This window comes from Acinetobacter sp. FDAARGOS_494, from assembly GCF_003812225.1.
Taxonomy (GTDB): domain Bacteria; phylum Pseudomonadota; class Gammaproteobacteria; order Pseudomonadales; family Moraxellaceae; genus Acinetobacter; species Acinetobacter baumannii.
Genome location: NZ_CP033866.1, coordinates 1,042,223 through 1,056,168 on the forward strand (window position 1 = coordinate 1,042,223; position 13,946 = coordinate 1,056,168).

At 40.9% G+C, this 13,946-nt stretch carries 11 protein-coding genes; 5 read left to right on the forward strand and 6 right to left on the reverse strand.

The window, feature by feature from the left end; genetic code table 11:
* Nucleotides 1-74 precede the first annotated feature (74 nt).
* The 5 genes from EG365_RS05020 to EG365_RS05040 all read right to left on the reverse strand — a co-directional run bounded on the left by EG365_RS05020 (nucleotide 75) and on the right by EG365_RS05040 (nucleotide 7,448).
* Nucleotides 75-560 (reverse strand): DUF934 domain-containing protein, encoded by a 486-nt coding sequence (locus EG365_RS05020; protein ID WP_000935249.1) that lies wholly within the window; start codon nucleotides 558-560, stop codon nucleotides 75-77.
* On the reverse strand, nucleotides 553-2,196 hold the full coding sequence (locus EG365_RS05025; protein WP_000281760.1) for a nitrite/sulfite reductase: 1,644 nt from the start codon (nucleotides 2,194-2,196) through the stop codon (nucleotides 553-555). Before EG365_RS05025 ends, EG365_RS05020 begins: the two co-directional genes overlap by 8 nt.
* A gap of 166 nt (nucleotides 2,197-2,362) precedes the next feature.
* Entirely contained in the window at nucleotides 2,363-4,768 is a 2,406-nt protein-coding gene (locus EG365_RS05030; RefSeq protein WP_001075596.1) for a glucose/quinate/shikimate family membrane-bound PQQ-dependent dehydrogenase, read from the reverse strand.
* Nucleotides 4,769-4,941: 173 nt separating this feature from the next.
* Complete coding sequence (locus EG365_RS05035; RefSeq protein WP_002001352.1) at nucleotides 4,942-6,174, reverse strand: carbohydrate porin; 1,233 nt, start codon at nucleotides 6,172-6,174, stop codon at nucleotides 4,942-4,944.
* Nucleotides 6,175-6,329: 155 nt separating this feature from the next.
* Nucleotides 6,330-7,448 (reverse strand): CaiB/BaiF CoA transferase family protein, encoded by a 1,119-nt coding sequence (locus EG365_RS05040; protein ID WP_000205325.1) that lies wholly within the window; start codon nucleotides 7,446-7,448, stop codon nucleotides 6,330-6,332.
* 210 nt (nucleotides 7,449-7,658) lie between these two features.
* On the opposite strand from EG365_RS05040, the gene EG365_RS05045 reads away from it, so the two are divergent.
* The 5 genes from EG365_RS05045 (at nucleotide 7,659) to EG365_RS05065 (ending at nucleotide 13,497) form a co-directional block, all read left to right on the forward strand.
* Nucleotides 7,659-8,669: an AraC family transcriptional regulator gene (locus tag EG365_RS05045; protein WP_000085721.1), complete on the forward strand. Its 1,011-nt coding sequence runs from the start codon at nucleotides 7,659-7,661 to the stop codon at nucleotides 8,667-8,669.
* A gap of 171 nt (nucleotides 8,670-8,840) precedes the next feature.
* The gene (locus tag EG365_RS05050; RefSeq protein ID WP_001287654.1) at nucleotides 8,841-10,046 is read left to right on the forward strand and encodes an acetyl-CoA C-acetyltransferase; all 1,206 of its coding nucleotides are present in this window, start codon (nucleotides 8,841-8,843) and stop codon (nucleotides 10,044-10,046) included.
* A gap of 20 nt (nucleotides 10,047-10,066) precedes the next feature.
* Nucleotides 10,067-12,202, forward strand: a complete 2,136-nt coding sequence (locus tag EG365_RS05055) for a 3-hydroxyacyl-CoA dehydrogenase NAD-binding domain-containing protein (RefSeq protein WP_001274319.1) — start codon at nucleotides 10,067-10,069, stop codon at nucleotides 12,200-12,202.
* 164 nt (nucleotides 12,203-12,366) lie between these two features.
* Nucleotides 12,367-12,621 (forward strand): hypothetical protein, encoded by a 255-nt coding sequence (locus EG365_RS05060; protein ID WP_001280986.1) that lies wholly within the window; start codon nucleotides 12,367-12,369, stop codon nucleotides 12,619-12,621.
* 15 nt (nucleotides 12,622-12,636) lie between these two features.
* Nucleotides 12,637-13,497 (forward strand): patatin-like phospholipase family protein, encoded by an 861-nt coding sequence (locus EG365_RS05065; RefSeq protein WP_000129262.1) that lies wholly within the window; start codon nucleotides 12,637-12,639, stop codon nucleotides 13,495-13,497.
* 29 nt (nucleotides 13,498-13,526) lie between these two features.
* Here the strand turns inward: EG365_RS05065 and EG365_RS05070 are convergent, their stop codons facing one another.
* Nucleotides 13,527-13,946: a GNAT family N-acetyltransferase gene (locus tag EG365_RS05070; protein WP_000278752.1), complete on the reverse strand. Its 420-nt coding sequence runs from the start codon at nucleotides 13,944-13,946 to the stop codon at nucleotides 13,527-13,529.

Consider the following 13,946-nt stretch of genomic DNA (forward strand, 5'->3'; position numbering starts at 1 on the left):
TTCAATTCAGTTATTAAAAAAATTATTTATAAAAAAAGCTGAACCTGAGTTCAGCCTTTTCACTTAGAAGCTATTTAAGCACCAGTTTGATAACTTGCTTTTGGCACAGCTGTTGAGGCTTGATAAGGATGAGTAAAGTCTTGCAAACCAGCAGCAGCTTCTTGCACATCTTTACCTTCTTTGATGACAAAACTATCAAAACCTGAACGTTTTAAATAATTTAAGACATCCTTAAATACATCACCTGTTGCACGTAGTTCACCTTGGAAACCTTGGCGACGTAATAATGCAGCGAATGAATAACCTCGCCCATCTCCGAAACCTGCGAACTCAATGAAGATTGCATCAAGTTCACTAAGTGGGAATGTATGATCTTCTGGTGAATCATTTACAGTCACATACAAAGCTTTTTTACCTTGAGTGTTCGCCAGTTGATCGAGCTGTGCTGTTGTTAAAACAACGTCACCTTGAGGAATCACACCATCTTCAGCAATGATTTGATAAGTATTATCTGCAATCGTGCCATCTTTATAAAGCACAGGTAGAGCTGTATTAAGCATATGCACGCTCCTTAAATGGTTGAATTCCTACACGGCGATATGTATCAACGAAACGCTCACCTTCAGTACGTAAATCAAGATACGTATTTAATACTTCTTCAATGACATCAGGCACGGCTTCTGCTGCAAATGATGGCCCTAAGATGTCACCAATGGAAGCATCATGGTCTGAATTACCACCTAAGGTAATTTGATAGAACTCAGCGCCTTTTTTATCTACACCTAAAATACCGATGTTCCCCACGTGGTGGTGGCCACAAGCATTCATACAGCCAGAAATATTTAAGTCTAAATGACCAAGATCATAAACTTTATCTAAATCTTCAAAACGGCGTGTAATCGCTTCAGCAATAGGAATTGATTTCGCATTTGCAAGTGAACAGAAATCACCACCCGGGCAGCTAATAATATCGGTAATAAAGCCGATATGCGCACGAGCCATGTTGTGTTGTTCAAGCGCTTGCCATACATCGAACAAATCTTTTTGAGGTACATCTGCCAAAGCAATGTTTTGTTCGTGAGTCGTACGAAGTTCACCAAACGTATATTTATCAGCGAGATCTGCAATGAAGTTCATTTCTTCAGTGGTCATATCGCCCGGTGCGATACCTGCACGTTTTAAAGAAATCGTAACAATACGATAGCCCTTTACTTTATGCGCATGCGTATTGATATTGAACCATTGTTTGAATTTTGGATGCTCAGCAAATAAAGCTGTAAAGTCTTCATCTTCTAAATCTTGATAATCAAACGGAGTGAACTCTTCATCTAATTTTTTCAAGATTTCTGGCTGAATTTTTAATGTTTCACGTGTGTGTTCAAATTCAGCTTCAACTTTCTGTGCAAATACTTCAGGCGTTAATGCTTTAACCAAGATTTTGATACGCGCTTTATATTTATTATCACGACGGCCATGTAAGTTATAAACACGTAAAACTGCCTCTAAATAAGCAATTAAATCTTCACGTGGTAAAAACTCACGAATGACACTACCAATAATCGGAGTACGGCCTAAACCACCACCCACCATGATTTTGTAGCCCATCTCGCCTGCTTCATTACGCACGATATACACACCAATATCGTGGAATGCTGTTGCTGCACGGTCTTTTTCTTCAAGTGCAGAAACGGCAATTTTAAATTTACGTGGTAAGAATGCAAATTCTGGGTGGAATGTACTCCACTGACGAATCAATTCACATGTTGGGCGTGGATCAGCAATTTCACCAGCAACTACACCTGCATACTGGTCAGTAATCGTGTTACGAATACAGTTACCACTGGTTTGAATGGCATGCATTTGTACAGTTGCGAGTTCAGCTAAAATTTCTGGCACATCTTCAAGTGCAGGCCAGTTTAGCTGAATATTTTGACGCGTAGATACGTGTGCATAGCCACGGTCATATTGAGTTGATACTTCAGCAATTTTACGTAATTGTTTTGAGTTCATTAAGCCATACGGCACAGCAATACGTAGCATTGGTGCATAACGTTGCACATATAAACCATTTTGCAAACGTAATGGGCGGTATTCATCTTCAGAAAGTTTGCCCGCTAAATAGCGCTCTGTCTGATCGCGGAACTGAGCAACTCGTTGATTAATCAGCTGCTGATCGAAATCGGTATATAAATACATGGCGTATGGCTAGTAGATTCATTATTAAGGCGGATAGCATAGCGAGCTTTTATTCATCAATAAAATGCTTTTTTTGCATATTTAATAACGGTTTTATTGATAAGCTTTAATCTAAATTGACATAAAAAAAGCCCAGATAAATCCGGGCTTTTTTGATAGCAAACTTTTATTTGTTATCTGGTAATGCATAAGCCACTAAATAGTCGCCCATTTTTGTACCAAATGAACCATGACCACCGGCCATAATTACAACATATTGTTTACCATTAATTTCATAAGTCATTGGTGTTGCTTGTCCACCTGCTGGTAAACGCGCTTCCCAAAGTTTCTCACCATTCGTTACGTTAAACGCACGGATGTAGTTATCTTGAGTTGCACCAACAAACATGACATTACCTGCGGTAGAAATAGAACCACCTAAACCAGGAACACCAATTTTTACAGCTGGTAACTGGAACAAGTTCGGTAAACTGTCACGAATTGTACCAATACGTTTTTTCCAAACGACTTCATGAGTTTTCAAATCTACGCCAGCAACATATCCCCAAGCAGGTTGTTTACAAGGTAAACCAAGTGGAGATAAGAATGCACTGATTTCAACACCATAAGGCACGCCATACATTGGCTGTACACCCTGCTCAGTTCCCGCACCTTTTGCAGTTTGCGCACGGTTTGGATCAGCAGGAATTAAACGACTCACGAATGGCAGACCAATCGGGTTCATTACAGCAACTTGACGGTCAGGGTTAACTGACATACCGCCCCATTCAAACACACCTAAGTTACCAGGGAAAACTAAAGTACCGTTTTCAGATGGCGGCGTATAAATGCCATCGTAATTGAGGCGTTTGAATGACACACGACACATAAGCTGATCAAGCATAGTGGCACCCCACATATCTTTATCAGTTAATTTATCTTGTGGTGCCAAATTCAAATCAGAGAATGGCTGAGTTTTTGAATAATGCTCACCTTTAGTCTGTGGTCCGCGTTTAACTGTTTGTGGAACTGGTTTCTCAGTTACAGGAACAATTGGCTGACCATTACGACGATCAAGAACAAAGGCATTACCTGTTTTGGTCAAGACATAAATTGCTGGAACAGTTTTACCAGATTTGTCTTTAATATCTGCCAAAGATGGTTGTGACGGTACGTCCATATCCCATAAATCGTGATGGGTTGTCTGGAAGTTCCAAATCAATTTACCTGTTGAAGCGTTAATCGCTAACATAGAGTTCGCATAACGTTCTTTCAACTCGGTACGGTCACCACCCCAGATATCTGGAGTACCTACACCTGTTGGAACATAAACGATATCAAGTTTGGCATCGTATGCTAAAGGTGCCCAAGCATTTGGTGAGTTATGAACAAAGGTTGTACCTTCACCTGGCATTGCATTTGGATCTGCTGCACCAGTATCAAATACCCAAAGAAGCTTACCAGTGTTTACGTCATATCCACGGATAACACCTGATGGCTCTTTATTTGAATAGTTGTCGGTAACCGAACCGGCAATAACCACTGTTGAACCAGTAACAACACCTGGAGATGTTGGGTTATAACCACCTGGATAAGCATATGGCATGAATTCTTGTAAATTCACTTCACCATTTTGACCAAAGTCAGTACATGCTTTACCTGTGTCAGCATTTACAGCAACTAAACGTCCGTCATTGACTGGAACAAAGACTTTACGTGGACATTGAGTTGAAGTCGACTTTTTAGTTTGTAAGCTTGTCGCAAATTCAGTTGTGTTGTTTGCATCGTAATACATTACACCACGACAAGTTAAATGCTGGAACGATTTATCCGTTTTAAGCTTCGGATCAAAACGCCATTTTTCTTTACCTGTAGCTGGGTCAATCGCAATTAACTGCTGGTGAGCCGTACAGATAAACATGTTATTACCAATTTTAATTGGTGTAACCTGATTGGTTGTTTCGCCAGAGTCATTATCTGTTTTGAAATCACCAGTACGGAATGTCCAGGCAACTTTCAGATCTTTTACGTTCTGGTCATTAATCTGTTTCAATGGAGAATAACGTTCACCAGCTTGAGTACGACCATAAGCAGGCCAGTCGCTCTCTGCAACACCCGGAACGGCTTGAGCAGTTTCTGGTTGAGGTGTCTTGATTTCACCATTAATTTCTTGCGGATCATTGAAGATAGAATAAACCATCAACACGATTGCAATTGCTAAAGTTGAAGATAAGGCAACTTTACTTGATCCAAGGTTGTTGATTCCACGAGTTACAGCCGGAACCAATAACCATAAACCAAGAATACCTAAAATATCTAAACGTGGTGCAAGCGCCCAAAAGTCTGTTCCAACTTCCCAGACACTCCAGATAATAGTACCTAGCATTAATGCGGCATAAACCCACAAAGCAGCAGAAGCGCGCTTGTAGAGTTGCCATGCAACAATGAGAAGTAAGACTCCAGCTACAATATAGTAAATTGAACCGCCTAGTGTAGCGAGCCAAATACCTCCAATTAGCAGGAATAACGCCAATAACCCAATAATAATTACGGTAAAAGTCGTTAAACCTGATCTTGAAGAAGGTTGATTCATAAACCACCTCTTATCAATCATCATTTTTATCGGAAAGATGTGCCAAAAAACTTATAGAAAAATGACATCACCAATACGTCTAAAACAAAATTCAGGCATAAAGAAAAAAACGGAAGGTCAGGATACTTCAATCAATGATTTAGCCCTCGACAATCCGTTTTCGGAATAATTACTTAGAATGCAGTTGAGAACTTAATACCGCCTACCCAAGTGTTATCACCATTTTTTAATGCACCAACATGACGAACATATTGCACATTTGGACGAATAGTTAGCCAGTTAGTGGCATGAATACCATAGTAAAGCTCGGTATTATATTCGGTGTCGTATTCTTTGGCTTGAACATCGTTCCAATCATCATTGATATGGATACGAGCAACACCAAGTGCCAACTCATCTTGAGGACGTTGATTGAGCAAACCTTTATAGACTAAGCCTATATTTTGCATGTTATCAACTTTGTTGGTATCTGAGTCGTGGAAAGTCAGGTTCACAAACCCTGTTAAACCACGGTCAGTTTGATCAGCTGGCTGGAATAATTTCTGTTTTGCAGTTACCCAAACACCCTGCTTATGAGATGTTTTAGTTGAATCTGCAATTTCTTTGGCATCGGCAGTACTATAGTAATAACCTAAACGGTATTCACCAGGCATGCTTTGCACACCTAATTTAGGTGACCAAACTACTTCTGCTGGAATAATTGCACCGTGAGAACCATCTGTACTTAGGTTGAAGCCTTTGCCACGTTCCAAGTTTTCAGGGTTATATTCATATACACCCACTTGTGTATATAAATCAGGTTGCAAGTTATATTTGACACGCATTGCCCATTGGCTAACTGGCCAGTTATACCACTGATCGCCTACCCAGTTACCCACTTGTGAACCACAAAGTGCCAAGTTCTGGAAATCACAGTCAAAACTATTAAAGTCTTCACCCTCGCCAAAACGGCCCACTTTAACATCTAACTTCTGATCAAGGAATTTTTTCTTGATCCATAAATCTGTTAAACGCCAAGTTTGTTCACGGCCCCACACTTCTTGAACAGAACTTTGGTGCCCAGCCAATGCTGGAGAATGTTCAGAAAGCGATTGCCCATCACGATAAGTTAATGTGATTTGAGCTTCTGTATCTTGCCACCCTAAAATTTTACCTAGGTCCAAATGAGAACCTAAAGCAAGTTGCCCTGTATAAGCACTACCGTGTGTAGATGTTTGTTTGGAATCTAAAATACCGGCATATTCACCGGTATATCCAAAAGAAAAATCATAACCTTGTGCTTGCAACGCTGTACGTTGCCCGTTCCAATCACCCAACATCCAAGAACCATTTGGGTCAAATGCAGCAGCAGCTTGTGCATGCTGAACAAAAAGAGTAATTGATAAAACGGATAAACAGGAAACCATCAAAGATTTATGCGTTTTCATGTTTACGAACCTTTTATGTCTTTGTTTATAAAGGTTACGCTAATTTTATGTAAAGAAATTATTCAAAATGTTAATCAATTGATTATTCAGATAATAATTTCAATACATACTGTATAAGAAATAGCCCCTTAACCTCACCACTGCCCTTCGCCAAGTTTTTGACCTACAAAGGAATATCTCATTTGCGAACGTGAAAACTTAATTGGGCATGCAATTTGCGGTTCTGTATCTGGCGTATTATTTTGCAAAGGAACATTCACAATCCATCCACGTTGTTGTGCTAACGGTGAATTTAAAGCCTCACTTAAACTCAAAACCGGTTCTACACAAACATCGAGATTTGCAAAAATTTCATGCCATTCTTTGAATGTTTTGGCTTTAATTTTTTCTTGAATGGCTTGCTTAACTTCCTGTCGATCTTGCTCATCTAATGACGCACCTTTTTGTAATAACACAGGTAAATCTAGTGCTGCAGACAAACCTGCCATAAATTGTGGTTCAAGGCTACCGATAGAAAGATAACGGCCATCTTGCGTCATATAATAGTCATAGAAAATCCCCCCATTGAGCATCCCCTGCTCGGGAGCCTGTTCAACTTGTGCGGCAAGCGTGGCTGAAGCTGCCATACTATTTAGACTTGCAACACAGTCCGTCATGGAAATATCAATATATTGACCTATACCGCTACGGCTGCGTTCAACTACAGCAGCCAAGATCGCAATGACTGCATGTAATGAACCACCAGCAATATCGGCAACCTGAATACCAAGCGGTGGCGGACCGCTATCTTGTCGGCCGCTATACCCAGCAATACCAGCTAAAGCTAAATAATTAATGTCGTGCCCAGCCCGATCTTTATAACTTCCAGTTTGGCCATAACCTGTAATTGAACAATAAATTAAACGCGGGTTAATTTCTGCAAGGGTGGCATAGTCCAGCCCTAAACGGCGCATGACATCTGGCCGAAACTGCTCAATCACAATATCAAACTCAGAAATCTTGGCTTTAATCAGATCAATACTTGCAGCATCTTTTAAGTCGAGAACAATCGACTGCTTATTTCGATTTAGATAACTATGTGCAGTCGCCTGTCCATTTGCATAGGGCGGCATAATCCGAATGAGGTCTGGACGTGATGGAGATTCAATATGGATGACTTCTGCCCCCATATCGGCTAAATACATTGTGGCGAAAGGTCCAGGTAAGAGCGTCGAGAAATCGAGAACTTTAAGTCCATTTAATGCAGTCGTCATCGTTTTTTTAACCACTATTATTCGAATTTTCTTTTATATTAGTTAAGCAAATATTCTAAAACAATGTCATGTTCAGCCATTTACCTTGATCATTTCGGCAATTTAACATGTAAAAAGTGCTTTTACACTGTTGTAAATCGCCAATTTATTTTTTTAGACGGTCATTTAGGTCAATTTAAAGTGAACATCAAAGAGACTGAAGGATTCAATATGAGTCGCGATACGATTAGCATCCACTTCGTGAATGCGGCTTTGACAGGCGTAAAGCGCCTTGGCATGGATGTCGAGACGTTACTTTCACATGTGGGTATCGAAGCGGAACTATTACGTCAACCTAAAGCTCGAATCTCACCAGAACAATATACCCGTTTTATAAAAATGTTATGGATGGTCACACAAGACGAACACGTTGGTTTCGATGTACAACCGCGTCGTTTGGGCACTTTTGCCATTATGTGTCAGTTGATTATTCATGCAAAAACCTTGGGCCAAGCCCTTGAACTTTCATCTCAATTTTACAAATTATTTGGTGATGAATGGTCAGTAACGCTGGAGCGTGACAAACATGAAGCACGTTTAGTACCTCTCATTCCAAAAACATTAGATCCCGATCATTTCATTACTGAAAGTATGCTCATGATCTGGCATGGATTGGCATCATGGCTGATTGAACGTCGCTTACCATTAGAACGTGTTCATTTTAGCTATCCACGTCCTGCACATGCAGATGAATATGACGCGTTATTCTTTGCGCCTGTTATGCAATTCGACGCACCGCGTACCGAAATAACCTTTGCGGCTGATTATCTTGACTTACCAATTCGCCAAGATGAAAAAACATTAGAAGAATTCTTAAAAGCAGCCCCTGCTCAGCTTTTAGTAAAATTCAAAAATACCAATTCGTTGACTTCACGTATTCGTGAAGTACTCAAAAGCCAAATTGGTGAAGAAATGCCAACGCTCAATGACGTTGCATCAATGTTGTATTTATCTCCACAAACTTTACGCCGCCGCCTAGCTGCCGAAGGTAAAAGCTATCAGGGCGTGAAAGACGCTTTACGCCGAGATGCTGCGATTCATTTATTACTCAATCCTGAGTTAACACTTGAAGATGTTGCTCAGCAAGTTGGTTTTAGTGAAACCAGTACATTCCACCGTGCATTTAAAAAGTGGACTGGTGTTACTCCCGGTCTATATCGCCAGCTCCATGGTTACCATTAATTCTTAAATCTCTTTAGTTTCACATTTAGCCCAAGTTCAACTTGGGCTTTTTTGTATCGCCATTGGCAAAAATCATCACCTGACTGGTGCGCTTATCGTCATTGCACTCCCTCTTAAAAACAGTACACTCAAAAACACGACAAAGTTTAAGTAATAAAAAAAGGAACTGTTATGAGCGAGGCTTATATTATTGACGCCATTCGCACACCACGCGGAAAAGGAAAAAAAGACGGCTCTCTTTACGAAGTAAAACCAATCACATTACTCACCACTCTATTAAACGAATTACAGCAACGCCATCAACTCGATACAACTAAAGTAGATGATATTGTTCTGGGCTGCGTGACACCAATTGGTGATCAGGGCGGTGATATTGCCAAAACAGCAGCGATTGCAGCGGGCTGGAATGATGATGTTGCAGGTGTGCAAATTAACCGCTTTTGTGCTTCAGGTTTAGAAGCGGTCAACATGGCAGCCATGAAAGTTCGTTCTGGTTGGGAAGATTTAGTGGTTGCTGGTGGCGTTGAATCAATGTCACGTATCCCAATGGGTTCTGATGGCGGACCGTGGGCGTTAGATCCGGAAACCAACCTTAAATCATCTTTTGTTCCACAAGGTGTCGGCGCTGACCTCATTGCAACCTTAGATGGCTATAGCCGAGAAGATGTTGATAATTTTGCCGTAAAGTCACAACAAAAAGCAGCGGCAGCTCAAGCAAATGGTTATTTCGATCAATCAGTTGTGCCAGTCAAAGATCACGCAGGTATTGTGATTTTAGAAAAAGATGAATTTATTAAAGGCAATACCACACTTGAAGGGTTAGCAAAGCTCAACCCAAGTTTTGAAATGATGGGACAAATGGGCTTTGATGCTGTTGCCCTGCAAAAATATCCAGAAGCACAAAAAGTAAATCATGTTCATCATGCTGGTAACTCATCAGGTATTGTCGATGGAGCAGCTCTTGTTTTACTGGCTTCAGAAAAAGCAGTGAAAGAACAAAACTTAAAACCACGCGCTAAAGTTTTGGCAACTGCCCTAGTCGGTACTGATCCAACCATTATGCTGACTGGCCCTGCGCCTGCTGCACGCAAAGCCTTGGAAAAAGCTGGTTTAACAATTGATGATATTGACCTATTTGAAGTCAACGAAGCATTTGCAGCTGTCGTAATGCGTTTTATAAATGAACTCAATGTGCCTGCTGAAAAAGTCAACGTAAATGGCGGTGCGATTGCTTTAGGTCATCCCTTAGGGGCAACTGGTGCCATGATTTTGGGTACATTACTTGATGAGCTTGAACGTCAAAATAAAAAACGCGGTTTAGCAACGCTCTGTGTCGGCGGTGGTATGGGTATTGCCACCATTATTGAACGTGTATAAAAATTTAGGGATATATAAAGATGAGTGCAATTCAATACGAAAAAAATGCCGACAATATTGTCATCTTGACACTTGATTCAACTGGTCAGTCTGCAAATACCATGAATGCAGAATTTCGTGACTCGCTTGATGAGGTCACCCAGAAACTTAAAGCAGAATCAGAACTTTCAGGTGTTATTTTTCGCTCAGCAAAAAAAACTTTCTTTGCTGGTGGTGATTTAGATGAACTGATTCAAGTTCAACCTGAGCATGCAACTGACTTTTTCAATATGGTTGAGAAGTTAAAAGGTCATCTAAGAACGATTGAAACACTAGGAGTTCCAGTTGTTGCAGCATTAAATGGCACGGCACTGGGCGGAGGATGGGAAATCGCATTAAGTTGCCATCACCGTATTGCAATCAATGACCCGAAAAGTAAATTTGGCCTACCAGAAGTTACCTTAGGTTTACTACCGGGCGGCGGTGGTATTGTACGTATGGTTCGTCTGCTTGGTCTTCAAAATGCGTTCCCATTTTTAATGGAAGGCAAACAGTTCGGTGTCGATAAAGCAAAATCTTTAGGCTTAATTCATGACACAGCTGAAAATGAACAAGAACTTTTAGATAAAGCGATTGCTTGGATCAAAGCCAATCCAAAATCTCAACAGCCTTTTGATGTGAAGGGTTATAAAATTCCGGGTGGCGATCCAAAAACTCCGGCAGTTGCACAAGTTCTCGCTATTGCACCAGCCATGCTAAAAGACAAAACCAAGGGCTGCTATCCTGCTCCTGAAGCGATTATGGCTGCCGCAGTTGAAGGTGCTCAAGTTGATGTCGATACCGCCTTGCGCATCGAGTCTCGCTACTTTACTCAACTAGCAACAGGCCAAATTTCTAAAAATATGATTGGCACTTTCTGGCATGGTCTAAATGCAATTAAGTCGGGTGCTAGCCGTCCTGCCGATATTGCAAAATGGCAAGCCACTAAAGTGGGCGTGTTGGGTGCGGGCATGATGGGTGCCGGTATTGCCTACGCCACTGCAATTAAAGGCATTCCTGTTATCCTTAAAGATGTATCTGTTGAAAATGCTGAAAAAGGCAAAGCATATTCACAAAAGCTCTTAGATAAACGTGTTTCACAAGGTCGCATGACGGCAGAAAAACGTGATCAGATTTTATCGCTCATTACGGCCACAGCTTCTGCTGAAGACTTACAAGGTTGTGACCTGATTATTGAAGCCGTATTTGAAAACCAAGAGCTCAAAGCGAAAGTCACTCAAGAAGCCGAACAATACTTAGCGCCTAATGGTGTAATGGCATCAAATACATCCACCCTACCGATTACAGGTTTAGCGCAAGCAAGTAAGGATGATAAAGCATTTATTGGCCTGCATTTCTTTAGCCCTGTCGACAAAATGCAGTTGGTTGAGATTATTAAAGGTAAAAATACCTCCGCAGAGACACTTGCTAAAGCCTACGACTTTGTACAGCAAATTGGAAAAACGCCAATCGTTGTCAATGATAGCCGTGGCTTCTTTACCAGTCGTGTGTTTGGTACTTTTATTCAAGAAGGTATGCGCTTACTTGCAGAAGGCGTCCATCCAGCGCGTATTGAAATGGCAGCACTGAAAGCTGGCATGCCGGTAGGACCACTTGCGATTCAAGATGAAGTGTCTTTAACTTTAACGGAGCATGTTGCAAGTGAAACACGTAAGGCACTACAAGCTGTAGGCAAAGAGTTACCGAAAACACCGGTAGATGAAGTGATTCATACCATGATTCATGAATTAAACCGTAAAGGTAAAGCTGCTGGCGCAGGTTTTTATGATTATCCTGAAAATGGTAAAAAGCACCTATGGGAAGGCTTAAAACGTTGGCAAAAAGATCATGATATCTCCGAGCAAGATATGATTGACCGTATTTTGTTTGTACAAGCCTTAGATACCTTACGTTGTTATGAAGAAGGGGTATTAGAGTCAGTGATTGATGCCAATGTCGGTTCTATTTTTGGAATTGGTTATGCCCCGTGGACGGGAGGAGCGATTCAATTCTTAAATCAATATGGTATTGATAAAGCAAAAAAACGTGCCGAAGAGTTGGCTGCCAAATATGGTGAGCGCTTCACGCCTCCAACGTTACTAAAAACTAAAGCAGAGCAGAAGCAAAATATTCAATAAGTTAGAGCTCTTGAATATTTAAAAATTGCATAAACCTTACCCATATAAATATATTTTATTTATATGGGTTTTTCTTTATGACCTTTAAGATTTCAGCCTTATACCTAAATATGCTATAAATAGACTTCATTTCTGTGCTTCTACAGCACATTCGAGATATCCTTATGTCCGATAAAAATTCTTCCGAATCAGCAATTTTAGGCTGGAAATTTGTTCTAATCGTCGGTGTTTTAAGTGCGATCTTCCTTGGCTTTTTCTATTTAGCAATGAGTAATGAGCCTGACTATATGCCAGGAGCACAGCGCAAAGCTCAACAGCATGAAATGCAGCAAAAAGCTGAGAAATCAACAGATCAGCAAACTCAGCATGACAATATGCCTGAAATGGACATGCAAGAACATCAGCATTCACATCAGTAATCAGATATTTTTCAAATGACAGATTTTTCTCGCAATGCACTGGTTGTAGAAGGTGGAGGCATGCGTGGTGCCTTTACCAGTGGTGTACTTGATGCTTTTCTACAACAACGGTTCAACCCTTTTGATTTATATGTGGGCGTATCTTCTGGTTCGACCAATGTAGCTAACTACCTGGCAGGCCAACAGGGTCGCACGTTAACCTTCTATATTGATCATTCACTACGTCCTGAATTTATCGATTACAAACGCTTCTTTAAAGGTGGTGATTTACTCGATTTAAAATGGATGTGGGAAATTGGCGAGCAAGAGCACCCGCTTGACCAGCAACGTCTTTTTGCGAGCAACCCTGATTTTTATATGGTACTCACCCATGCTAAAACAGGGCAAGCCGAATATCTCCGTGCCGGCAAAGACAACCTGTTAAATGCACTTCGTGCGTCTAGCTCAATTCCGGTTTTAACCCGTCATCCGGTCGATATTATGGGTGAACCCTATTTTGATGGTGGCGTTGCAGATGCCCTACCTGTCCGCTGGACAGCCCAGCAAAGTGGTGTCAAAAAGCTATTAGTTTTACGCACTCGTCCGAAAAACTACTTTAAAGCAAGTAGTCGAGGCGACCAATTCCTTGCGAAATATGCTTTTAAACACCATTACGGTTTTGCAAATAGTTTGCGTAACCGCTGTGCCCGTTATAATGCTTCAGTTGAATTTGTTCGTAGCAGTAACCCTGAACAGCAAATTTTAGAGGTATGTCCACCGCCTCTTAAAAATATGGCAGGGCGTTTAACGACAAATCCGAAAAAGCTTCGTTACAGTTATGAAGTTGGTTTGGAAACAGGCTTACAAGCCATCGAAAACTGGAATGCGATGAAGTAATTCAAAGTTGAGATTTCTAAAAAGGAATCTCAACTTAACGCTAAAGTCATATCAATATGTGGAATACCACAATCTTGGTAAACCTCACCCTGCACTTTAAAACCTAGAGCTTCATAAAAAGCTGTTACATAGGTTTGCGCGGAAAGCTTTAAATAAGGCAATTTATGTTGGCGCGCATATTCAATAATATGCTGCATTAGAATTTTACCTATACCCTGCTTTCGATAAAGCATTAAAACAGCAACACGCCCTACGCTATGCTGTGGCAACAAACGTGCTGTAGCGATAGGCTGCTCTTTGTCATACACCATAAAGTGCACAGCAGTGCTGTCGAAATCATCCCATTCATCTTTGGGCTCAATGCCTTGCTCTTGAATAAAGACTTGTTCACGGATGTATTTTGCATCTTCCTCAAACTGCGTCCAACTACCCGCTATAACTTTATACAT

What these genes read in the sequence shown, in the direction of transcription:
- EG365_RS05020 (WP_000935249.1), bottom strand. Translation starts at nt 560, where the DNA reads ATGCTTAATACAGCTCTACCTGTGCTTTATAAAGATGGCACGATTGCA.
- EG365_RS05025 (WP_000281760.1), bottom strand. Translation starts at nt 2,196, where the DNA reads ATGTATTTATATACCGATTTCGATCAGCAGCTGATTAATCAACGAGTT.
- EG365_RS05030 (WP_001075596.1), bottom strand. Translation starts at nt 4,768, where the DNA reads ATGAATCAACCTTCTTCAAGATCAGGTTTAACGACTTTTACCGTAATT.
- EG365_RS05035 (WP_002001352.1), bottom strand. Translation starts at nt 6,174, where the DNA reads ATGGTTTCCTGTTTATCCGTTTTATCAATTACTCTTTTTGTTCAGCAT.
- EG365_RS05040 (WP_000205325.1), bottom strand. Translation starts at nt 7,448, where the DNA reads ATGACGACTGCATTAAATGGACTTAAAGTTCTCGATTTCTCGACGCTC.
- EG365_RS05045 (WP_000085721.1), top strand. Translation starts at nt 7,659, where the DNA reads ATGAGTCGCGATACGATTAGCATCCACTTCGTGAATGCGGCTTTGACA.
- EG365_RS05050 (WP_001287654.1), top strand. Translation starts at nt 8,841, where the DNA reads ATGAGCGAGGCTTATATTATTGACGCCATTCGCACACCACGCGGAAAA.
- EG365_RS05055 (WP_001274319.1), top strand. Translation starts at nt 10,067, where the DNA reads ATGAGTGCAATTCAATACGAAAAAAATGCCGACAATATTGTCATCTTG.
- EG365_RS05060 (WP_001280986.1), top strand. Translation starts at nt 12,367, where the DNA reads ATGTCCGATAAAAATTCTTCCGAATCAGCAATTTTAGGCTGGAAATTT.
- EG365_RS05065 (WP_000129262.1), top strand. Translation starts at nt 12,637, where the DNA reads ATGACAGATTTTTCTCGCAATGCACTGGTTGTAGAAGGTGGAGGCATG.
- EG365_RS05070 (WP_000278752.1), bottom strand. Translation starts at nt 13,946, where the DNA reads ATGTATAAAGTTATAGCGGGTAGTTGGACGCAGTTTGAGGAAGATGCA.